Source organism: Methylobacterium sp. Leaf361, assembly GCF_001424445.1.
In the GTDB taxonomy this organism is placed as follows: domain Bacteria; phylum Pseudomonadota; class Alphaproteobacteria; order Rhizobiales; family Beijerinckiaceae; genus Methylobacterium.
The window spans coordinates 355281-376809 of record NZ_LMPY01000023.1; the positions used below are offsets into that span (position 1 = coordinate 355281).

The following is a 21529-nucleotide window of genomic DNA, read 5'->3' on the forward strand; positions in this document are numbered from 1 at the left end:
GGGGCGAGTCATCGCAGGCCCATGCGGATGCGCGGATCGAGCCAGACCAGGATCAGGTCCGAGATCAGCATGCCGACGAGGGTGAGGGCCGCGACGAACATCAGGATGAACCCGGCCATGAACTGGTCCTGGCTGCGCAGGGCCTCGAGGAGCAGCGGCCCGACAGTCGGCAGGCTGAGCACCAGGGAGACCAGCACCGACCCCGAGACGAGGTGCGGGAGCAGGTTGCCGATATCCGCGACGAACGGGTTGAGCGACATCCGGAACGGGTATTTCAGCAGCGCCTGCAGGGGCGGCAGGCCTTTGGCGCGGGCGGTCACCGTGTAGGGCTTGGCCAGCTCGTCGAGCAGGTTGGCGCGCATGCGCCGGATCATGGCCGCGGTGCCGCCGAGGCCGATCACCAGCGTCGGCACGATCAGGTGCGCCAGGAGCGAGCGGACCTTCTCCCAGGTCCAGGGCTGGTTGGTGAGAGCCGAATCGTAGAGGCCGCCGATCGACAGCCCGAACCACCGGTTGGCGTAGAACAGCAGGATCAGGGCGAGCAGGAAGCCCGGCACGGCGAGGCCGACATAGCCCAGCAGGGTGACGACGGCGTCGCCGAGCGTGTTCCGGTGCGTCGCGGAGTAGATCGCCGCCGGGATCGCCACGAGGTGGACGAACACCACCGCCGTCAGATTGATCAGCAGGGTCAGCCACAGGGCGTCGCCGACGACGTCCGCCACTGGCTTGTCGTACTCGAACGACCAGCCCCAGTCGCCCTGGAGCAGCCCGGAGAACCCGACCGATCCGGGCAGCACGCCGATCCACATCAGGTACTGCTGCCAGACCGGCCGATCGAGCCCGTACTGTTTGATGAGCAGCTCCGCCTTCGCCACGGAGCTCGCGTCGCCGGTGGCCCGCAGCTCCATGATCCGGTTGGTCAGGTAGTCGCCCGGCGGCAGCTTGATGATCACGAAGACGAGCGCCGAGATGACCAGCAGCGTCACCGCCATCGTGACGACGCGGCGGAGGATCTGGACGATCACCGGGCCTCCGCGCGCTTGTCGGCGCCGGTTTCGGTGCCCTTGTCCCAGAACAGCTCGTCGAGGCGCTGCACGCCGATCATCGCGGTGGGCTCCCAGGAATAGAGGGCTCGCTTCGGGAGGTTGATCAGGCGATCGGCGCCGACCACCGGCTGGAGCGCGCCCGCCACCGTGCCGATCACCCAGGTGTTGTGCGCGTGGTTCATCAGCATCTCGCGCCAGATCGCAGCCTGCCGGCCGGCATCGTCGGTGTGGCGCCACTCCCGGTCGAGCTCGATGAGGCGCTGGACCTCCGGTACGTCGCAGGGCTCGCCGCTCTTGCCGCGGCTCTCGACGTTCATGCTCCACAGCGGCCAGGAATAATGCTCCGGCTGGGCCGGGCTCAGCTCGGTCGGGGGCATGATCGCGGTCGGCACGGCGAGGTCGAGGCCCTGGGCGGCGACCATGACGGTCACGCCCGCGATCGAGCGCCGGTGCAGGTTCGTGCGCTCCTGCGGCTTGGTGATCAGGCGGATCCCGACCTCGCGCCAGAACTCCGTGATGAGCAGCAGCGCGTCGAGGACCATCTCGGCCTCGCCGTCGCTCTCCACCACCAGCTCCAGGGCGCGACCGCCGGGGAGCAGCCGCGTGCCAGACCCGTCGCGGGCCGTCAGCCCGATCTCGTCCAGCAGCTTGGCGGCCCGGGCCGGGTCGTAGGCGGCGTTGAGGGTCCGCATCTCGGGCTCGAACAGCGCGCTCTCCGGCACGATCGTGTCGTTGCCCTCGGTGCCCAGGCCGAACAGGAGCGTGTTGTTGAGGGTGCGCCGATCGATGGCGAGCGACAAGGCGTGCCGGTAACGCACGTCGCGGTTGAGCTGCCGCCACGCCGGATCCGTCGTGGTCAGGTTCGGGTAGAGCGCGATCTCCGAGCCGCGGGCCACGGGCCACAGGTTGGTGCGGTAGCGATGCGCCGCCTCACCCTCCTTGAGGCTCGGGATGTCGGGCATCATCAGCCCGCGGAACATCAGGTCGGCCTCGCCGGCATTGGTCTTGGCGACCAGGAGGCCCTGCGAGGCCACGTCCATCACGATGGAATCGACGTAGGGGAGCTGCGTGCCGGCCGTGTCGACCCGGTGGTAGCTGCGGTTGCGCTCGAACCGGAACCGGGTGGCCGGCGAGCGGGTCCGCGGGACCCAGCCCTGCAGGGTCGGGCAGTCCGGGTTGTTGAGCTCGTAATTGTCGTCGAGGCGATTGTGCAGGGCCGCCCAGCTGCGGAGCTTCAGCGCCTTGGCCTTCGCGTCGGCCGCCTCCTTGCCGACGTATCGGGCGTGGTACGGCTTGAGATAGTGCGACGGCCGGTAGATCAGCGGGTCGCGCGGCGCCGCCAGGGCCGGCAGGAACATCGGGTTCGGCCGGTCCCAGCTGTAGCGGACGGTGACCGGATCGAGGAATTCCACCTCCGGGAGCTTGCCGTCGACCCGGAAGAAGGCCGCTGGTCCGTCGGGGCTCAGGGCCTTCTCGTTGGCGACATCCTCCCAGTAGTAGCGGAAATCCTCCGCGGTGAACGGGTGCCCGTCCGACCAGCGGTGGCCCTGGCGGAGCGTGAACGTGAAGCGGCCGCCCTCGACGTCGACGCGCTCCAGCACGTCGGGCCGCAGGTTGAGGTCGGAATCGTAGCCGACGAGGCGGGTGTAGCCGTAGACCGACAGGTAGCGGACGTCCCGCGCCTTAGCGATCAGGGTGCGGATCGTGCCGCCCGCGCTGCCGAGCCGGCGTCCGTGGGCGGCGAGGTCGGCCACGTAGGGGGTGGTCGGCGGGCCGGGCGCGTCGGCCGGCGGGGTGTCGGCGAAGGCCCGCGACGGCGCGCGCGACCAGATCAGGCTGGCGCCGAGCCCGGCGAGCAGGGCGCGGCGGGACACGGTGCTGTCGTTCCCGCCCCGCAGCGGGAGAGCGGACGCGGTGCCGTCCCGGATGTCCGAGGCCTTCATGAGCTGCCCCGCAACGTCACGGAGGTGAGCCGGGCGGGCGAGTAGCCGGTCGCCCTGTGCAGGTCGTCGAAGGCGTGGGACCGGGCGATCAACCCGGCGGCCTGCCGCACCAGGGCGTCGTCGGCCGGCTGCTCGAAATGGCGGCCGTTCCGCGTCCACCGGATCGGCTCCGGGCTGCGCTCGGGCCCGGTGATCATCGCGATGGTCGGGTGCGCGGGGCCGCCATGGGCGTGGATCCGGTGCCCGGCCGCGTCGTCGTCGAACAGCAGCCGGGTCAGACCGCGCGCCCGCGCCTCCACGACCCGCCGGCCCTGGGCGACGTGGTCGTCGAAGAACGCCACCGTCCGCGCCGGGTCGAGCATGGACCAGTCGGCGGTCGACCAATCCGCCGTGCTGTAGCGGGCCTGCCGGTCGCGGTACTGCAGGCCCGACAGGTCCGGATCGTGGCAGAAGATCTGCGCTTGCGGGCGGGCCTGCCGGATCACCCAGGTCGTGAGCCCGCGGAAAACGCCCGATTCGATCACGTAGTCGGGCTTCAGCGCCCGCATGGCGACGTAGAGCTGCAGCGCGCCGTTGAAGCCGCTGCCGCCGCGCCGCTGCCGGACGGGGGCGGTGGGTATCAGCGCCCAGAATGCCCGGACCTGCTCCAGCACGTCGCCGTCGGGGACGAGGCCGGCGGCGGCGAGATCGCGTTCCAGGATGGCGGCGGCCGATTCGAGCAGGGTGGCGACTTCCCGCGGCGAGGTCGGCCGGTGGGTCCAGTCGGGGGCGGCCGGGACGAGGTCGTAGCCCAGGCGGTCGAAGAACGGCGACAGCACCTTGCGGCGCAGGCGCTCCAGCATCACGGGCGGCCGGGCCTGCATCACGCGGCCTCCGCGCTGTGGGCGGCGCTGAAGCGCACCCGGTGTCCGGTCTCGACCGGGCGCATCGCCCCGGCCTCGTCGGGGGCCAGGCGGAACGGCTCCTCCCAGCGGGTCGGGTCATTGCGGTCGGAGGCGACGGCCGCGAAGTCGAGGGGATGGTCCAGGCTCGGATCGGGCACGGCGGCGAGCAGCGCCCGCGTGTAGGGATGGACGGGCCGGCGGAACAGGGCCGCGCGGGGCGCCTCCTCGACGATGCGGCCCCGGCACATCACGCTGATCGTGTCCGCCATGTAGTCGATCACTGCCAGATTGTGGGAAACGATGAGGTAGGAGAGGCCCAGGGCGGCCTGGAGATCCTTGAGCAGGTTCAGGATCTGCGCCTGGACCGAGACGTCGAGGGCCGAGACCGGCTCGTCGAGCACCAGCAGCCGCGGCTTCGGGGCGAGCGCCCGGGCGATCCCGATGCGCTGCCGCTGCCCGCCCGAGAAGGCGTGCGGGTACCGGCCGAGACCGCTGGGCTCCAGGCCGACCATCGCCATCAGGGCGCGGCAGCGCTCCCGCCGCTCCGCCGCCGGGACGCCGTGGATCTCCATCGGCTCCGACAGGATCTGCCGGACGGTCATGCGCGGATCAAGGGACGCGTAGGGGTCCTGGAAGACGAACTGGACCGTGCGGCGATAGGCGAAGAGGGCGTCGCCGCTCAGGCCGTGGACGTCCCGCGGGCCGCTGCCGTCGTCGAACAGGATCCGCCCGGAATCCGGCCGGAGCGCCCGCATGATCATCTTCGAGACCGTGGTCTTGCCCGACCCGGACTCGCCGACGAGCCCCAGCGTCTGGCCCGCCGCCAAACTCAAGGAGACGTCGGACACGGCGTGGACGATCCGCGGCTTCTGCCACAGCCGACCGGCGCGCAGCGTGAAGCTCTTGCTCACCCCCTCCACCTGGAGGATCGGTCCGGCCAGGGGCGCGGGCGCCTGGCCGGGCGGGATCTCGGCCTTGGCCGGGCGGATCGGTGTCAGCCGCTCGCCGGGCGCCATGTCGAAGCGCGGCACCGCGTGGAGGAGCGCGCGGAGATAGGCGTGGCCCGGCGCGCGCATCACCGTGTCGCGCGGGCCCGCCTCGACGAGGCGTCCGCGGTAGAGGACGGCGACGTCGTGGGCGATGTTGGCGACCACGCCGAGGTCGTGGGTGATCAGCAGGATCGCCATCCCGGTCTCCTCCTGGAGCCGGGCCAGCAGGGCGAGGATCTGGGCCTGGGTGGTGACGTCGAGCGCGGTGGTCGGCTCGTCGGCGACGAGGAGGGCGGGTTTCAGGATCAGCGCCATGGCGATCATGGCGCGCTGGCGCAGGCCGCCGGACAGCTCGAACGGGTAGGTCCGCAGGGCGCGGTGCGGGTCCGGGAAGCCGACCCGGGCCAGCGCCCCCTCGGTCCGGGCATCGGCCTCCTTGCGGTCGGCCCCGGTGTGGATGCGCAGCGCCTCGCCGATCTGGTCGCCCACCGTGTGGAGCGGTGACAGGCAGGTCATGGGCTCCTGGAAGATCATGGCGATGCGCTGGCCACGGATCGCCCGCATCGCCTCGCCCTCGGAGGGGAGCCGCGCGATGTCGGCCTCGACCTCGCCGTCCCGGAACAGGATCTGACCGCGGGTGATGGCGGCGGAGGGCGGCAGGATCCGCAGAATCGCCTGGGCGGTCACCGACTTGCCCGAACCGGACTCGCCGACCAGGGCGAGGGTGCGGCCGCGGTGAACGTCGAGGGACAGGCCGTGCAGCGCCTCGAACGGACCGCTCTCCGTGCGGAACGCGACCGCGAGGTCGCGGATGGACAATAGCGGGCTCAACCCGTCCTCGCGATCTGTGAGACCTGAGACTTAGATGCCGCCGGCCCCTTGTCCATCGCGGACGCGCCGAAGTGCCCCCGAACATCCACGACCTGTATCGCCGGGTGCCGCAGGAGGTTGGCCACCAGCGCGCCGACGAAATCCCAGACGGCCTCGTCGTGGACGCGGTGGTGCGTCAGCAGGCCGAGCGGCCGCTCCGGCGCGCCCGCGATGTCGGCGGCGAGGCCGCGCAGCAGGGCTTCCGGATCGCGCAGGGACCGGCTGCCCCGCCAATCGATCGGATCGAGGGTGGCATCGAGCCGGCGCAAACCCGGGATCGACGGGCCGGGCACGGCCGAGAGGCCGCGATAGCCGAGATCCGGCAGGGCGGCGGCGAGTTCCGGCGCGACGCGGTTCCACGGCGGCACGAAGACAGGCAGCAGCGAGCCTTCCGGCAGACGCTGCCGGGCGATCCGGAGGCCGGCAGCGGCGTCGGCGACCAGGGTGTCGAGCGGGCGGTGCGCGCCGAACTCGGCCCGCTTCTCGCCCGGCGGGGCGTGGTTGTGGTGGGCGAGGCCGTGGACGGCGGCGGATACACCGGCAGCCGCTTCGAGCCGCCGCGGCAGCGAGGCGTCGATGCCGGCCGGGATCGCGGCGAGGAGCAGCGGGACGCCGTGGTGCTCGGCGAGACCGATGAGGCGGTCGAGGTCCGGACCGCCCGCGACCGCGTCGTCGTCGCGCCAGAACAGCGGCACGCGCAGGCCCCGCGCCGCGACGGCGTCGAGAGCACGGCGGAGAGCGTCGAGGGCCGGCTCTGCCGGCTTAGCCCGGACGGGGCGCGATCGCTCGCCCCCGCGGAGGGATTCGACCAGCGCGACCGTGCGCGCTGCGCCGTCCCGATCGATCCCGGGATCGCCGGGCGCGGGGAGGACGCCCCGCGCCGCGATGGCCTGCACCAGGGTCCCGGGCGTCAGCTCCGATTCCGGCAGCACCCGGGCGAGGCCCCGGGCGGCGAGGCGCTCGGCGCGCAGGCGCTGCTCGGTCTCGCCGCCGGCCTCGAAGGGCACGAGGACAGCGGGTGTGCCGGTGGCGAGGAGATCGACGGCCGTGTTGTAGCCGCACTGGCTGACCGACAGGGCGGCGCCGGCCAGGAGCGCGCGATAGTCCGGCTGGGCGCGACCGAGGATGCCGGGCGCGAGACCGTGACCGATCTCGGACAGCTCGGCCTCGGGGACGCCGTGGCCGGCCAGGATCCGCCAGCCGAGATCCGGCCGAAGCCGGGCGGCGCCTGCGGCCGCGCGCAGCAGGACCAGCCCGGCCGGTCCGGATCCGGCGGCGACCACCACGCCGGAGCGGCGCGAGGCCGGCGCGGGCACGGTCCCCTCGTCCACGTAGCCGGTATAACGCACCTTCGCGGCGGTGGCCGCGTCGAGGGGCCACGAGGCCTCGAGGGGGATCAGAGCCGGGTCGCCGTGCACCAGCACGGCGTCGTAGAGGTCCGCCACACGCGCGTGCGCCTGGGCGATCCGCTCCGGCTTGGTCGAGGCCACGAGGACGTCGCGCACGGAGGCGAGGACGAGCGGGCGCGGCCGCCGGGCGCGGGCCGCGTCCACCAGGGCGAGGAACTCGGCCGCCAGAGCGCGCCGGCCGAACGGGAACAGCTCGGTGATCACCGCGTCAGGCTCGAAGGCCGCCAGGGTATCAACCATCAGGGCCCGGCGGCGTTCGAGGAGCGCCGGCCCGGCCGGGCGTCCGTCGGGGTCCAGCAGCGTCGAGAAGTCCGTGCCGGTGATCCGGAGCGGCGGCAGCTGCACGCGGCGCAACCCGTCCTGTCGGACCATCGGTGCCGGGACGCCGCCCGAGACCAGCATCGTCTCGTGGCCGGCCGCCGCGAAGGCGCGGGCGATGGCGACCGCGCGGGTGAGGTGCCCCGCGCCGAGCAGATGCGTGACCGCGATCAGGACGCGCACGCGGACAACTCCGATTCGCGGGCGACCGCGCCCTGCGGCAGACCCGCGGACGCGCGCAGCCGGCCGGCGATCAGCGCGATCGCCGCTTCCTCGGAAAAGTCCTGCACGAGCCGGGCCAGGGCCTCTGCACCGAGCCGCTGACGGAGGCCCGGATCGCCCGCGAGACGCGACAGGGCCTCGGCCAGCACCGCCGGCTCGCCGGGCGGCATCAGGACGCCGTGGACACCGTCGGTGATGAATTCCGGCGTGCCGGCGAAGGCGGTTGCCAGGATCGGGAGCGCCTGGCTCGCGGCCTCCATCAGCACGTTCGGCAGGCCGTCGCGATCGCCGCCGGGGGCGGGCTTCGTCGGCAGGACGAAGAGGTCCGCCGCGCGCATGGCCTCGACCACCGCGGGCTGCGCCAGGGCGCCGCGGAAGCGGACCCGCTCCGCCAGGCCGCAGGCAGCGACCCGGGCCTCCAGGGCTTCGCGCCGCTCGCCGCTGCCGATCAGGTCGAGCCGCCAGTGCAGGTGCGCGGGCAGGGCGGCGAGGGCGTCGATGAGGTCGTCGTGCCCCTTCTTGGCGACGAGCCGGCCGACACAGAGGAGCCGGAGGGGGCGGTCCGGGTCCGTTCCGTCGCGTGGCTCGCGCGGCGGCGGCGCGTCGGGGAACCGGGCGAGATCGAGCCCGTGATAGGCGAGCAGCGTCCGGCCCGGGGCGAGGCTGTCGAGCCGGGCAAGGCCGTCACGGGTGCAGGTCACGCCCCATTCGGCGTCGCGCAGCTTCTCGGCCAGTTCCCAGTCGGGCGTGGTCCAGATGTCCTTGGCGTGCGCCGAGAAGCTCCACCGGCGCCCGGTCAGGAGCGCGGCGTAGCGGGCGACGCTGGCCGGCGTGTGCAGGAAGTGCACGTGGATATGGGCGACCTCGGCCGGCAATTCCCGGGCGAGGACAGCGGCCTGCCCGAGGCGCCGCAGCCGCGACGCCGTCGGGTCGCGCCGGAGATCGCGGGCGAACAGCGCCAGGAGCGCGGGCAGGTTCGGCCGCCGGAGCGCGGCGCCGAGGCCTCGGAGCACCCGCAGCGGCGCGTCGCGCAGGTACTCGGGCAGGTAGGCGGCCTCCGCGCGGATCTGCGCGTGCATCGGATGGCGGGCCCGATCGGTCGGGCGCCGGAGGGACCAGATCTCGAGAGCCAGGCCGCACCGTTCCAGCGCCAGCAACTCCTGCGCGATGAAGGTCTCGGAGAGCCGCGGATAGCCCTTCAGCACCACGGCGACCCGCTTGGCGCTCACGAATAGGCCTGCAGGTACGGCCGGGCCGCGACGTCCGCGCCGCCGCGGACGGTCAGCGCCCGGACGCGGCGCGCGACCGCGTCGAGGCCGTCGAGGAGACCCGGCACCAGAACCCGCGACGGCGGGTCCTGTCCCGGCAGGTCGCGGAGCGCCGCCGCCATGCGCCCGGGCGCCCGGCCTTCCGCCTCCATCAGCACCCGCGCGAGGCCGAGCCGCTCGGCCGCCAGCGCCCGGATCGCCTGTTCCCGCCGCGGCTCGGTCCGGGGCACGAGGATCGCCCGGCGGTCGAAGGACAGGATCTCGCAGAACGTGTTGTAGCCCCCCATGGCGACGACGCCGGCGGCCTTGCGCATCAGGAACTCGATCTCGCTGTCGAAGGTGATGGCCGCGATCCGGTCGCCGAGGCGGCGGATGCGCGCCGCGAACCCGTCGCGGATCCCGGCGTCGAGGAAGGGACCGAAGGCGATGAGCGCGGGGAGGGGGATCGCGGGATCGGCCTCGTAGGCGGCGATCACCCAGTCGATCAGGGCCGCCCCGTCGCCGCCGCCGCCCGGCGTCACCAGGATGAAGGGGCCGTTCGCGATCGGGGGCTCCTCGCGGCCGGCGCGGCGCTCCGGGAGGTCGCGGCGGAGATAGCCGGTGTAGATCAGGCGCCCGTCGATGCGGGCGGCCATCTCGGGCTCCATCGGCAGCGCCGCCAGGGGCTCGTGGATCCGGCTCAGCCCGTACACCCAGATCTCGTCGTAGAAGCGCGCCATCGTCTCGGCCGCGCCCTTGCGCTCCCATTCGGGGACGAGGCGGTCGGCGTCGTCGAGAACGTCGCGCAGGCCCAGGACTAGGCGGATGTCGCGGGCCGCGGCCTTCTCCAGCACCGGCAGCAACTCGCCGTGGAAGCCGGCCGGTTCCTTGTCGACGATGATCAGGCCGGGCCGGAAGGCGTCGCAGGCCTGGGCGATGATCGCGGAACGCTGCGCGACGGTGCGCGCCAGTGGGGTCGCGCCGTCGAGGCTGGCATAGCCGCCGTCGGCGAACTTGGTCACCGGCGGCAGCCTGACCGTCCGGACGCCCGCGGCGAAGGCGAAGCGGTCGACCACCGGGGAGCCCGAGACGATCATCGCCCGGGCGCCGCGGTTGCACGCCACGATCGCGTTGGCGATCGCCCGCGAGCGGCGCAGATGGCCGAGCCCGAAGGTATCGTGGCTGTAGATCAGGACGCGCGGGGCCGGAGACGCCTCGTCCAGTCGCATCGATGTGATCGCCCCGGTTTCACGGCGCGAGGATCGCAGCCGCCGCCCTCTTGCACAAGCCGGGCCGGGCCGCAAACACCCCTGTTAACGGGCCCGGAACCGCGCGCGCCTAGGCTGCCGCGGAATCCGGACGCGGAAATCCTCCGTCATGCCAGCGCCCATCGAGACCCGCGTGCCGGGCTCACCGACAGCACGCGCCGCCGCGCTCCGGTCAGATCTCGCGCATCTCCTGAGCAGCGATGACCGGCTGTTCGCCTTCGGCAGGCGGGCGGCCTGGGTGCTGCTGCCGCTCGGCCTCGCCATGGTCCTCCTCGTCTACGGGACCGGCCCGGACCCGCGGCGCAACTGGTACGGCGACCCCCTCGGCAACGACTTCGTCCAGGTCTGGGTGGCGGGCCGCTCGGCGCTGGAGGGGCGGGGGGCGGACCCCTACGATCTGCCGGTGCACCTGGCGAACCTGAAGGCGGCCTGCGGGCAGGCGTGCCGGTTCGCGTGGCACTATCCCCCGGTGTTCCTCCTGCCGGCGGCCGCGATGGCACTGCTGGATCTGCAGCCGGCCTACCTGCTGTGGACCGCGCTCTCCCTCGCCCTGTTCGCGCTCGCGATGCGGGTCGCGGCCGGCCGGCGGGACGCGGCCCTCGTCGCGCTCGCGCACCCGCTCGTGCTCTGCAACCTCGTCTACGGCCAGAACGGCCTGTTCACCGCGTCACTGCTCACCCTCGGCGCGGTGCTCGTCGATCGCCGACCGTGGCTCGCCGGGCTCTGCTTCGGCCTGCTGGCCTACAAGCCGCACTTCGCGGCGCTCGCCCCCCTGCTCCTGCTGGTGACGGGACGGCGCGCGTGCCTGGCCGCCTGCGCGTCGACGGTGCTGGCCCTCTGCCTCGCGTCGCTGGCGCTGTTCGGGACCGCGCCCTGGACCGGCTTCCTCGGCACGCTCGGGGACACGAACCGGATCATCCTGCAGAACGCGGCGGCGAGCCTCAACCTCAACGCCAGCGCGTTCGGCGCGGTGCGCCTGCTCGGCGGCTCGATGGCCGCCGCCTGGACGGCGCAGGGTCTCGTCGCCGTACTGGCGCTCGGCCTCGCCGGCCGCGCGTGGTTGCGCCCCACCGACCCGGCGCTGCGCGCGGCCGCGCTCCTCGTCTCCGCGCCGCTGCTGTCGCCGTACCTCCCGGTCTACGACCTGGCGCCCCTCGTGCCGGCCGTGCTCCTCCTGGCGCTCGCCGCGCACCGCGCGGACGGCCTGCGGCCGCGCGAGCGGGCGCTGCTCTGCGCGGTGCCGCTCTTCGCGGTCGTCCGGGAGGCGGCCGCGCTGACCGGCTTCCCCCTCGGCCTCGTGCTGAGCATGGCGACCTTCGCCTGCATCGCGGCGCGCGTCATGCCGCGGAGCGTCACCCCGAGCCGACGGCGATCCGGGACGGGCGCCGCCGAGGCCCTCACGGAGCCAGCGGCCGCGGGATCCGGAAGGGCAGCATGAGTCGCACCATCGGGTTGCGGAACCGGTCGAGCGACAGGCTCTCGTGCATGGCCCGGACCGGCTCGCCGCCCAGGGTCGACGCGAGCAGCGAGCGGGCGTAGAACGGCGTGTCCTCGTAGGTCGCGAGCACCCGCGAGCGGCCGCCGTCGCTGCGGGTCTCGCGCGGCATCCGCCAGAAGCGCGTCGCCGGGAGCGCCGCGCCGGGCGGCGGCCGGATCTCGCGGCGGCTGCCGTCCGCGGAGAACCGGAGCGACAGGTTGTGGCCGCCGCCGTCGCGGTGATGGACGTCGTAGAGGATCGCCGCGCCGTCCGGCAGGTCGGCCCGGCACCATGTCCACCGCGAGAAGGCGGCCTCCAGCGGTTCGTCGCCGTCGTTGGTGTCGAAGTAGCCGCTCCCGCTCCAGCGAAGGTCCGGCGCGTCGAAATCCACCTCGACCCGCGAGGACGGCGACATCGGCCACCAGCGGTGGCGCCCGGCCCGGTCGAGATGGAACGGGCCGCCCGTGAACCCGCGCGGCTCGAGACGCACGGTGCCGCGGATCTTCCGGGGCAGGGGCGCGCCGCGCTCGTCGATCCGCACCGTCAGCGCCGTGCCGTCCCAGTGCATGGCGCTGGGTCCGACGGCGATGTGGTCGGCGCTGCGCGACAGGCTGGCGGCGCGGCGCTCGGTCATGGCGAAGCGGCCGCAGTCGCCGTAGAGCACCACGTTCATGGCGCAGTGGGCGAAGGGGTCCTTCTCGGCGCTCCAGGCGTAGTAGGGCGAGAACACGCTGCCGATGAACGCGATGATCGTGAGACCCTGGCGGCCGTCGTCGCTCACCGCATCGACGTACCACCACGCGTAGCCGCCCCGCGCGACCGCGCCATCGAATCGCGGTCGTCCAGGATCGCTGCCGCTGCCAGCCGCCCCGACTGCGCCGCCATCGGCACGCCCGGGCCGGGATGGATCGAGCCCCCCGCGAGATAGAGGCCCGGCACCGCCGTCCGCGCGCCCGCGCGCTTGAAGGTCGTCGCCCAGCCCTGCGCCGCCCGACCGTAGAGGGCTCCGCCCGTCCCGGGGAAGAGGGCGTCGAAGTCCCGCGGCGTCGTCGTGACCGCCGACGACGTGAAGTCCAGGGTGAGCCCGCAGGCCTCCAGCCGGCGGATCAGGTTCCTCTCGCATCTCTCGATCTCCGGCGGCTGAAGGGGGCGCTCCCGGCCATCCGCCGGAGCGTTGACGAGCAGGAGCAGGCGTTCCGGCCCCCGCGGCGCGGCGCCCGCCGCGTCCCGGTCCTGGGCACAGACGTAGACGGTCGGGTCGTCGGGCAGGCGGCGGGCGCGCAGGAGCGCGTCGAACTCGGCCCGGTAGTCGCGCGAGAAGAACACCGTGTGGTGCGCCAGCGGGAAACCCGCCGGCACCGCCTCCGCGCAGAGCGTGACCGCGGAGAGCGAGCGCTCGCCGGGCGCGAGCCGCTCGCCGGCGGCGGCCGCATCGGGCCCGAGCAGCCCCGCCCCCAGGGCCGCGCAGTCCGCGTTGCAGACGACGTAGTCGGCGGCCACAGTCGTGCCGTCGCTCAGGCGAACGCCGGTGACGCGGCCGCCGTCCGCGAGGATTTGCGCGACCTCCGCGCCGTACCGGAAGGTCACGCCGCGCTCCGCCGCCAGATCGGCCACCGCCCGCGCGAGGCCGCTGAGCCCTCCCGCGACGGTCCAGACGCCGGCCTGCTCCACGTGGGCGACGAGCATCAGCGTCGCCGGTGCCGTGAAGGGCGAGGCGCCGCAATAGGTGGCGTAGCGGCCGAACAGCTGGAGCAGTCGCGGGTCGCGAAAGTACGCCCCCAGCGCCGACCAGAGCGTCGTGAAGGGCTGGATTCGCCAGAGATCGCCGAGGCCCGAGAGCCCGACCCGCTGCGCGAGGCCGGCGGGACCCGTCCGGCCCTCGCGGATGAAGGGCCCTTCGAGGGTGCGGTAGACCTCTGCGGAGCGGGCGCAGAAGCGCCGGTAGCCGTCCGCCTCGCGCGGTCCCGCGAAGGCCGCGATCGCGTCCGCGGACGCGTCGATATCGGCGAAGAGGTCGAGACGCTCGCCCCGGCTCCAGGCGTGACGGGCGAGGAGCCTTGCCGGTGACAGGGCGACCCGGTCGCCGAGATCCGCCCCGCACTCGGCGAACAGCTCCTCGAGAACCCAGCGCATCGTGAAGACCGTCGGACCGGCCTCGACGGCGCGGTCCCCGACCGGGACGGCGCGCATCTTCCCGCCGGGCTGCGGCGCGCGCTCGAGGATTGTCGTCTCGAAACCGGCATGGGCGAGCCGCAGGGCGGCGGCGAGGCCACCGATCCCGGCACCGATCACGACGACGCGCTCCTGCGCCACGGCCGCTCCGAACTCCCCCACTACGGGATTGATCTCCCCTCCGCAAAGTGTCAATAAGAAATGACACCTGTTGCTGACAACCGCATACAACACGGGAGGCAACGATATGGAGTCCGGTCGGCGGATCGAGATGGCGCTGGATCGCGCCGTTGCGCACGCGGAGGCGCCCGGCGCCCCGCCCCTTCTGGCGGAGGCTCTCCGCTACGCGGTGTTTCCCGGCGGCCATCGGATCCGGCCGCGCCTGTGCCTCTCGGTGGCCCGCGCCTGCGGCGACGACGACCCGGCGGGGTCCGTGGCGGCCGCCGCCGCTATCGAGCTCCTGCACTGCGCCTCGCTGGTCCACGACGACCTGCCGTGCTTCGACGACGCGCCGATGCGGAGGCAGAAGCCCTCGGTCCACGTCGCCTTCGGCGAGCCGATCGCCGTCCTGACCGGCGACGCCCTGATCGTCCTCGCCTTCGAGACCCTCGCGCGGTCCGTCGGGCCTCATCCGGCGCGCCTCGGGCGCCTCGTCGGACTCCTCGGCCGCGCCGCGGGGTCGCCGTCCGGCATCGCGGCCGGGCAGGCCTGGGAATCGGAGGCGCATATCAGCCTCAGCGACTATCAGCAGGCGAAGACGGGCGCCCTGTTCGCCGCCGCCACCGTGGCCGGTGCCGCGGCGGCGGGCGCGGATCCGGAACCCTGGCGCCGCCTCGGCGAGTGCCTCGGCGAGGCCTATCAGGTCGCCGACGACCTGCGCGACGTCGCCTGCCGGCAGGAGGAGATCGGCAAGCCCGCCGGGCGCGACGCGACGCTGGGCCGCCCCAACGCCGCCGCCCTGCTGGGGACCGGCGGCGCGATGGAGCGCCTGTCCCGGCTGACCCGCGAGGCGATCGCGGCGATCCCGCCCTGTCCGGGCGTGGCCGCGCTCACCGCCGAGATCGAGGCGCAGGCGCGGCTGTTCCTGCCCGCGAGCCTGCGCGCGGTGGCGGTCTGAGCGCCGGATCGCTCCCCGGAACCGGCGCGGTGCCGCCCGTTCCGCCCGCGTGGGCGGACAGGTGGCTCGCGTGGCGCAACCGCCTCGTCGCCAGCCCCCGGTTCCAGCGCTGGGCGGCGGGTTTTCCGCTGACGCGCCGCATCGCGCAGCGCAACACGCGCGCGCTGTTCGACCTCTGTGCCGGCTTCGTCTACGCGCAGGTCCTGACCGCCTGCATCCGCCTGGACCTGTTCGCGATCCTCGCGGAGGGCCCGCAGACGGTCGACGCGCTGGCGCGGCGGCTCGACCTCACGCCCGACGCGGCACGACGCCTGCTGCGCGCCGCTGAGTCCCTCGGTTTGCTGCGCGCCCTGTCGAATGACCGATTCGGGCTCGCCGACTTGGGCGCGGCCCTCGTCGGCAATCCCGGCATCGCCGCCATGATCGAGCATCACGCGCTGCTCTACGCGGATCTCGCGGATCCGGTCGCCCTGCTGCGCGGACAGGCCCAGCCGACCCGCCTCGCGGGCTACTGGCCCTACGCGGCCGGGGCGACGGGCGACGCGCGCACGGTGGCTCCCTACAGCGGCCTGATGGGTGCCTCGCAGGCGCTGATCGCCGAGGATGTGCTCGACGCCTGCGACCTGTCGCGCGTCCGGCACCTCATGGATGTCGGCGGCGGCGAGGGCGCCTTCCTGCAGGCCGTGGCGGCGCGGCACGCCGGCCCCCGCCTGACCCTGTTCGACCTGCCGGCCGTCGCCGACCGCGCCCGAGCGCGCCTCGACCAATCCGGCCTCGGCGACAGGATCGCCTGCCGCGGAGGCGACTTCCACGGCGGGCTGCCCGCGGGCGCCGACACGATCACCCTGGTGCGGATCGTCCACGATCACGACGACGCGCCGGCCCAGGCACTGCTGCGGGCGGCCTACGCGGCGCTGCCGCCGGGCGGCACGCTGCTCATCGCGGAGCCGATGGCCGGGACGCCCGGCGCGGAGCCGGTCGGCGACGCCTATTTCGGCATCTACCTCCTGGCGATGGGCTCCGGCCGGCCGCGCCGGGCCGAGGAGCTGCGCGCGATGCTCGCGGCCGCAGGTTTCACCGCCACGCACGAGCATCCGACACGTCGCCCCCTGCTCGCGCGGGTGCTGAGAGCTCAAAAAACAGGCCCAGCAAAGTAAGTGTGACTTGACGCTGACCTGTGTCTATCTAGGATGACACATAGCGGCTTCGCACCAGAGAGAGTCGCAACGCAGAGGGTGGACACTTCCAGCCATGGACGCTCTGGCCGTCATTCTGGAAAACCCGGAGCACCTCTCGGTTCAGCGCCTGGCCCTGACGCCGCCCACTGACGCGGACGCGGTCGTGGCGGTGTCCTGGAGCGGGATCAGCACCGGCACCGAGCGCCTGCTCTGGTCGGGGCGGATGCCGCCCTTCCCGGGCATGGGCTACCCCCTGGTGCCGGGCTACGAATCCGTCGGGACGGTCGTGGAGGCGGATGCCGGCGCTTCGGTCCGGGTCGGCCAGACCGTCTACGTCCCGGGGGCCCGCTGCTTCGGCGCCGTTCGCGGCCTGTTCGGCGGCGCCGCGTCCCATCTGGTCGCACTGGCCGCCCGCCTCGTGCCGGTGGACGAGGCCCTCGGCGAGCAGGCCTGCCTCCTGGCCCTCGCGGCGACCGCCCATCGCGCCCTCGGGCGCCTCGCCCCCGGCGAGGCTCCGCTCATCGTCGGGCACGGCGTCCTCGGCCGGCTGCTCGCGCGGCTGACCCTGGCGGCGGGCGCCGCGCCCACCGTCTGGGAGACGGACTCCGTGCGCGCAGCCGGCGAGCACGGATACACCGTCGTCGCGCCCGACGCCGATCCCCGGCGCGACTACGCGACGATTACGGATGTCAGCGGCAACGCCGCCGGCCTCGACGACCTGATCGCCCGGCTCGCACCGGGGGGCGAGATCGTCCTCGCCGGGTTCTACGAGGCGCCCCTCAGCTTCGCTTTCCCGCCCGCCTTCATGCGCGAGGCCCGGATCCGGATCTCGGCCGAGTTCAGGCCCGAGGACACGGTGGCGGTGACGCGGATGATCGAGAGCGGCCGGCTCTCCCTCGACGGGCTGATTACCCACCGTGCCCCGGCGGCACAGGCCCAGGACGCCTACCGCACCGCGTTCGCGGATCCGGGCTGCCTGAAGATGATCCTCGACTGGAGGGACGCCGCGTGAACGTTCAGCTCAACAAGGCTGCCCTGTCCCAGGCGACCCAGCTCCGCGCCGAGGCCGCGATCGAGCCCGATGCCGTGTCCACCGCACCGGCGAAGAAAGAAACGCAGATCATCGCGATCTACGGCAAGGGCGGCATCGGCAAGTCGTTCACCCTCGCCAATCTCAGCTACATGATGGCCCAGCAGGGCAAGAAGGTCCTGCTGATCGGCTGCGACCCGAAGAGCGACACCACCTCGCTCCTCTTCGGCGGCAAGGCCTGCCCGACCATCATCGAGACGTCGACCAGGAAGAAGCTCGCGGGCGAGTCGGTCGCGATCGGCGACGTCTGCTTCAAGCGCGACGGCGTCTACGCCATGGAGCTCGGCGGTCCCGAGGTCGGGCGCGGCTGCGGCGGCCGCGGCATCATCCACGGCTTCGAGCTTCTGGAGAAGCTGGGCTTCCACGAGTGGGGCTTCGACTTCGTCCTCCTCGACTTCCTCGGCGACGTGGTCTGCGGCGGCTTCGGCCTGCCGATCGCCCGGGACATGTGCCAGAAGGTCATCGTCGTCGGCTCGAACGACCTGCAGTCGCTCTACGTCGCCAACAACGTCTGCTCGGCGGTGGAGTATTTCCGCAAGCTCGGGGGCAATGTCGGCGTCGGCGGCCTCGTGATCAACAAGGACGACGGCACCGGCGAGGCCCAGGCCTTCGCGGAGGCGGCCGGCATCCCGGTCCTGGCCTCGATCCCGGCCGACGAGGACATCCGCCGCAAGAGCGCGAATTACGAGATCATCGGCAAGCCGGACGGGCGCTGGGGCACCCTGTTCGCGGAACTCGCCGCGAACGTCGCGGAGGCCGCGCCGCACCGCCCGACGCCGCTCTCGCAGGACGGGCTGCTCGGCCTGTTCTCCAGCGAGACCACCGGCCGCGACGTCGTGCTGGTTCCGGCGACCCACGAGGACATGTGCGGCGTCGCCCACGTGTCCAAGCCGTCCCTCGAAGTCGTGTACGACGAGGTCTGACGCGCATGGCCGTCTCCCTCGACATCGCCGATCTGCGAGCCCGCAAGGCGCCGGCCACCGTCGACCTCGCCGCGGCGCAGAGCGACGGCCTGGGTTGCCACGCCGGCAAGGACGCGATGGTGGCGGCCGCGGAAACCGCCGGCATGTCGGAGACCCTGGCGCAGCTGCGCGAGGATTATCCCCAGGGCCCGCACGACCAGCCGCAGAGCATGTGCCCGGCCTTCGGCTCGCTGCGGGTCGGCCTGCGGATGCGCCGCACGGCGACGATCCTGTCGGGCTCGGCCTGCTGCGTGTATGGCCTGACCTTCACGTCGCATTTCTACGGGGCGCGGCGCAGCGTCGGCTACGTGCCGTTCAACTCCGAGACGCTCGTCACCGGCAAGCTGTTCGAGGACATCCGCGAGGCGGTCCACGCGACTGCGAAGCCGGAGGATTACGACGCCGTCGTCGTCATCAACCTCTGCGTCCCGACGGCCTCCGGCGTGCCGCTGCGGCTGCTGCCGAAGGCGATCGACGGCGTCCGGGTGATCGGCATCGACGTGCCGGGCTTCGGCGTCCCGACCCACGCGGAAGCCAAGGACGTGCTCGCCGGCGCCATGCTCAAGGTCGCCCGCGCGGAGGCCGAGCAGGGGCCCGTCGCCGCCCCCCGCGGTGGCCGTTCCGAGCGCCCGAGCGTCGCGCTGCTGGGCGAGGTCTTCCCGGCCGATCCGGTGGTGATCGGATCGCTCCTGGAGCCGCTAGGGTTGGCGGCCGGCCCGGTCGTGCCGACCCGGGAATGGCGCGAGCTCTACGCGGCCCTCGACTGCGCGGCGGTGGCGGCGATTCACCCGTTCTACACGGCCTCGATCCGCGAGTTCGAGGCGGCGGGCCGCCCGATCGTCGGCTCCGCTCCCGTCGGCGTCGACGGGACCGCCGACTGGCTCGACCGGATCGGCGAGGCCTGCGGCGTGCCCCGCGCCACCGTCGAGGCGGCCAAGAACCGCATCCTGCCCGGCATCCGCGGCGCGCTCGGCGCGATGCCGATCAAGGGGCGGATCACGCTCTCGGGCTACGAGGGATCGGAGCTGCTCGTGGCGCGCCTCCTCGTGGAGAGCGGCGCCGAGGTCCCCTATGTCGGCACCGCCTGCCCGCGCACGCCCTGGTCGGAGGCGGATCGCGACTGGCTCGAGTCTCGCGGATCGGAGGTCCGCTACCGGGCCTCCCTCGAGGATGATCTGTTCGCCTTCGAAGCGCTGAAGCCCGATCTCGCCATCGGCACGACCCCGGTGGTGCAGCGGGCCAAGGAGCGCGGCACGCCGGCGCTCTACTTCACCAACCTGATCTCGGCGCGCCCGCTGATGGGCGCGGCCGGCGCCGGGTCGCTCGCCACGGTGATCAACGCCGCCCTCGGCAACAGGGCGCGGTTCGACGCCATGCGCGACTTCTTCGAGGGCGTCGGCACCGGCCACGCCGCGGGCGTCTGGCAGGAGGTGCCGCAGAAGCGCCAGGGACCGAAGATCGAGGGCCCCAAGAAGCCGATCGGGGAGATGGCCTGATGCTCATCCTCGATCACGACAGGGCCGGCGGCTACTGGGGCGCGGTCTACGTCTTCACGGCGATCAAGGGCCTGCAGGTCGTCATCGACGGCCCCGTCGGCTGCGAGAACCTGCCGGTCACCTCGGTGCTGCACTACACCGACGCGCTGCCGCCGCACGAGCTGCCGATCGTGGTCACCGGGCTCGCCGAGGAGGAACTCGGCCGGCACGGCACCGAGGGCGCCATGAAGCGCGCCCACGCGACCCTCGATCCGGGCCAACCCAGCGTGGTGGTCACCGGCTCCATCGCCGAGATGATCGGCGGCGGCGTGACGCCGGAGGGCACGGGACTCCAGCGCTTCCTGCCGCGCACCATCGACGAGGACCAGTGGCAGGCCGCCGACCGTGCGATGCGCTGGCTCTGGCAGGAATACGGGGCGAAGAAGTTCGCCAAGAAGGGCATTCCGGCCCGGCCCGAGAAGAAGCCCGGCGAGAAGCCGCGGGTGAACCTGATCGGCCCGGCCTACGGCACCTTCAATATGCCCTCCGACCTCGCCGAGATCCGGCGGTTGGTCGAGGGGATCGGCGCCGAGGTGAACCTCACCTTCCCGCTCGGCGCGCACCTCGCCGACGTGCCGAAGCTGGTCAACGCCGACGCCAATATCTGCCTCTACCGGGAGTTCGGGCGGCTGCTCTGCGAGGATCTGGAGCGCCCGTACCTGCAGGCGCCGATCGGCATCCTGTCGACCACCAAGTTCCTGCGCGCGCTCGGCGACATCCTCGGACTCGATCCCGAGCCGTTCATCGAGCGGGAGCGCCACACCACGATCAAACCGGTCTGGGATCTCTGGCGCTCGGTGACCCAGGACTTCTTCGGCACGGCGAGCTTCGGCATCGTCGCCACAGAGACCTACGCGCGGGGCGTGCGCCACTTCCTCGAAGACGAGATGGGCCTGCCCTGCCACTTCGCCTTCCGGCGCTCGGCCGGTCTGAAGCCCGACAACGCGGCCGTCCGCGCCGCCGTCGCGGCCAAGCCGCCGCTGGTGCTGTTCGGCTCGTTCAACGAGCGGATGTACCTCGCGGAGACCGGAGCCCGGGCGACCTACGTGCCGGCCTCGTTCCCCGGCGCGATCATCCGGCGGCACACCGGCACGCCGTTCATGGGCTACGCCGGGGCGACCTACCTGGTCCAGGAGGTCTGCAACGCCCTGTTCGACACCCTCTTCCACATCCTGCCGCTCGCCCGCGACATGGACAAGGTCGAGGCCACTCCCACGCGGCGGCACGCCGAGCTGCCGTGGGACGAGGCCGCCCGGCAAGCACTCGACGCCCTCGTCGAGGCCCAGCCGGTGCTCGCCCGGATCTCCGCGGCCAAGCGCCTGCGCGACGCCGCCGAGCGGGCTGCCCGGGACACCGAGGCCGCCGCCGTAGCGCCCGCCCACGTGGCGCGGGCCCGGGCCGCCCTCGCGGGAGGAGTGCCCGCATGAGCCGCCTTTCCGTTTCACCCAGAGGAGACCTGACGATGCGAACGATGGTCCCGACCGGCCGCCAGCACCAGGAAGCGTTTCAGTTCCGGCTGATCCTGGCGGCGACCTACCCGTTCTTCCTCGCCGCCGCGGCGCTGAACCGGTTCCGGCCCAGCCGCGAGACGGCCCGCCCGGGCCTGGTGCCGGCGCGCCGCTCGGTCTTCGGCGAAGCCCGCGCCATGGCGGTTCAGGCGATCCCCTTCGCCTTCATGGGCTGAAACGCCCCTGAGCGAGACGCTTCCGTCCGGTCACGCGGGGGAAGTCGGGCCGTGACAGCCGAAAGGCATCGCGGCTGAACCCGTCGCGCCTCGCCAGAGGCGCGGCCAACACACGGAG

Annotated in this window: 17 protein-coding genes; 8 read left to right on the forward strand and 9 right to left on the reverse strand. The window is 73.1% G+C overall.

What is annotated here, in order from left to right:
• Window positions 1-8: 8 nt before the first annotated feature.
• Genes ASG32_RS17560 through ASG32_RS17590 form a run of 7 tightly spaced genes read right to left on the reverse strand, consistent with a single transcriptional unit; the run spans window position 9 to window position 10157 of the window.
• Complete coding sequence (locus tag ASG32_RS17560) at window positions 9-1025, reverse strand: ABC transporter permease (RefSeq protein WP_056528616.1); 1017 nt, start codon at window positions 1023-1025, stop codon at window positions 9-11.
• Window positions 1022-2989: an ABC transporter substrate-binding protein gene (locus ASG32_RS17565; RefSeq protein ID WP_056528621.1), complete on the reverse strand. Its 1968-nt coding sequence runs from the start codon at window positions 2987-2989 to the stop codon at window positions 1022-1024. The genes ASG32_RS17560 and ASG32_RS17565 overlap by 4 nt, the downstream gene beginning before the upstream one ends.
• The gene (locus ASG32_RS17570) at window positions 2986-3852 is read right to left on the reverse strand and encodes a hypothetical protein (protein ID WP_056528623.1); all 867 of its coding nucleotides are present in this window, start codon (window positions 3850-3852) and stop codon (window positions 2986-2988) included. The genes ASG32_RS17565 and ASG32_RS17570 overlap by 4 nt, the downstream gene beginning before the upstream one ends.
• Window positions 3852-5693, reverse strand: a complete 1842-nt coding sequence (locus tag ASG32_RS17575; RefSeq protein ID WP_026604759.1) for an ABC transporter ATP-binding protein — start codon at window positions 5691-5693, stop codon at window positions 3852-3854. The genes ASG32_RS17570 and ASG32_RS17575 overlap by 1 nt, the downstream gene beginning before the upstream one ends.
• The gene (locus ASG32_RS17580) at window positions 5690-7642 is read right to left on the reverse strand and encodes a glycosyltransferase (protein ID WP_056528626.1); all 1953 of its coding nucleotides are present in this window, start codon (window positions 7640-7642) and stop codon (window positions 5690-5692) included. Before ASG32_RS17580 ends, ASG32_RS17575 begins: the two co-directional genes overlap by 4 nt.
• Entirely contained in the window at window positions 7630-8910 is a 1281-nt protein-coding gene (locus ASG32_RS17585; protein WP_056528629.1) for a glycosyltransferase family 4 protein, read from the reverse strand. The genes ASG32_RS17580 and ASG32_RS17585 overlap by 13 nt, the downstream gene beginning before the upstream one ends.
• Window positions 8907-10157 (reverse strand): glycosyltransferase, encoded by a 1251-nt coding sequence (locus ASG32_RS17590; protein WP_056528631.1) that lies wholly within the window; start codon window positions 10155-10157, stop codon window positions 8907-8909. Before ASG32_RS17590 ends, ASG32_RS17585 begins: the two co-directional genes overlap by 4 nt.
• Window positions 10158-10305: 148 nt before the next feature.
• Between ASG32_RS17590 and ASG32_RS17595 the strand changes: the two genes are divergently transcribed.
• Entirely contained in the window at window positions 10306-11634 is a 1329-nt protein-coding gene (locus ASG32_RS17595) for a glycosyltransferase family 87 protein (protein WP_056528634.1), read from the forward strand.
• On the opposite strand, the gene ASG32_RS17600 is transcribed toward ASG32_RS17595, so the two are convergent.
• Both ASG32_RS17600 and crtD read right to left on the reverse strand, forming a co-directional pair.
• Window positions 11594-12454, reverse strand: a complete 861-nt coding sequence (locus ASG32_RS17600) for a carotenoid 1,2-hydratase (protein WP_056528637.1) — start codon at window positions 12452-12454, stop codon at window positions 11594-11596. The genes ASG32_RS17595 and ASG32_RS17600 overlap by 41 nt on opposite strands.
• Window positions 12451-13986, reverse strand: coding sequence for a 1-hydroxycarotenoid 3,4-desaturase CrtD (crtD, locus tag ASG32_RS17605; RefSeq protein ID WP_056529289.1), 1536 nt, complete (start codon window positions 13984-13986; stop codon window positions 12451-12453). The genes ASG32_RS17600 and crtD overlap by 4 nt, the downstream gene beginning before the upstream one ends.
• A 106-nt stretch (window positions 13987-14092) precedes the next feature.
• On the opposite strand from crtD, the gene ASG32_RS17610 reads away from it, so the two are divergent.
• The 7 genes from ASG32_RS17610 to ASG32_RS17640 all read left to right on the forward strand — a co-directional run bounded on the left by ASG32_RS17610 (window position 14093) and on the right by ASG32_RS17640 (window position 21411).
• Window positions 14093-14962 carry a polyprenyl synthetase family protein gene (locus ASG32_RS17610; RefSeq protein ID WP_056528639.1) on the forward strand — a complete coding sequence of 290 codons (870 nt, stop codon included), beginning with the start codon at window positions 14093-14095 and terminating at the stop codon, window positions 14960-14962.
• Between the two features lie 29 nt (window positions 14963-14991).
• Complete coding sequence (locus ASG32_RS17615; RefSeq protein WP_082557926.1) at window positions 14992-16119, forward strand: methyltransferase; 1128 nt, start codon at window positions 14992-14994, stop codon at window positions 16117-16119.
• A gap of 94 nt (window positions 16120-16213) precedes the next feature.
• Complete coding sequence (gene bchC, locus ASG32_RS17620) at window positions 16214-17152, forward strand: chlorophyll synthesis pathway protein BchC (protein ID WP_056528642.1); 939 nt, start codon at window positions 16214-16216, stop codon at window positions 17150-17152.
• On the forward strand, window positions 17149-18153 hold the full coding sequence (locus ASG32_RS17625; RefSeq protein WP_042669531.1) for a chlorophyllide a reductase iron protein subunit X: 1005 nt from the start codon (window positions 17149-17151) through the stop codon (window positions 18151-18153). The genes bchC and ASG32_RS17625 overlap by 4 nt, the downstream gene beginning before the upstream one ends.
• Before the next feature lie 5 nt (window positions 18154-18158).
• Entirely contained in the window at window positions 18159-19688 is a 1530-nt protein-coding gene (gene bchY, locus ASG32_RS17630; protein ID WP_056528646.1) for a chlorophyllide a reductase subunit Y, read from the forward strand.
• Window positions 19688-21154 (forward strand): chlorophyllide a reductase subunit Z, encoded by a 1467-nt coding sequence (gene bchZ / locus ASG32_RS17635; protein WP_056528653.1) that lies wholly within the window; start codon window positions 19688-19690, stop codon window positions 21152-21154. The genes bchY and bchZ overlap by 1 nt, the downstream gene beginning before the upstream one ends.
• A 35-nt stretch (window positions 21155-21189) precedes the next feature.
• The gene (locus ASG32_RS17640) at window positions 21190-21411 is read left to right on the forward strand and encodes a hypothetical protein (RefSeq protein WP_199866133.1); all 222 of its coding nucleotides are present in this window, start codon (window positions 21190-21192) and stop codon (window positions 21409-21411) included.
• Window positions 21412-21529 lie beyond the last annotated feature (118 nt).

Bases quoted from the DNA above. Each gene is read 5' to 3' on its own strand.
- bchC (WP_056528642.1), top strand. From the start codon at position 16,214: ATGGACGCTCTGGCCGTCATTCTGGAAAACCCGGAGCACCTCTCGGTT.
- ASG32_RS17640 (WP_199866133.1), top strand. From the start codon at position 21,190: ATGCGAACGATGGTCCCGACCGGCCGCCAGCACCAGGAAGCGTTTCAG.
- ASG32_RS17570 (WP_056528623.1), bottom strand. From the start codon at position 3,852: ATGCAGGCCCGGCCGCCCGTGATGCTGGAGCGCCTGCGCCGCAAGGTG.
- ASG32_RS17590 (WP_056528631.1), bottom strand. From the start codon at position 10,157: ATGCGACTGGACGAGGCGTCTCCGGCCCCGCGCGTCCTGATCTACAGC.
- ASG32_RS17610 (WP_056528639.1), top strand. From the start codon at position 14,093: ATGGAGTCCGGTCGGCGGATCGAGATGGCGCTGGATCGCGCCGTTGCG.
- ASG32_RS17565 (WP_056528621.1), bottom strand. From the start codon at position 2,989: ATGAAGGCCTCGGACATCCGGGACGGCACCGCGTCCGCTCTCCCGCTG.
- bchZ (WP_056528653.1), top strand. From the start codon at position 19,688: ATGCTCATCCTCGATCACGACAGGGCCGGCGGCTACTGGGGCGCGGTC.
- ASG32_RS17595 (WP_056528634.1), top strand. From the start codon at position 10,306: ATGCCAGCGCCCATCGAGACCCGCGTGCCGGGCTCACCGACAGCACGC.
- bchY (WP_056528646.1), top strand. From the start codon at position 18,159: ATGGCCGTCTCCCTCGACATCGCCGATCTGCGAGCCCGCAAGGCGCCG.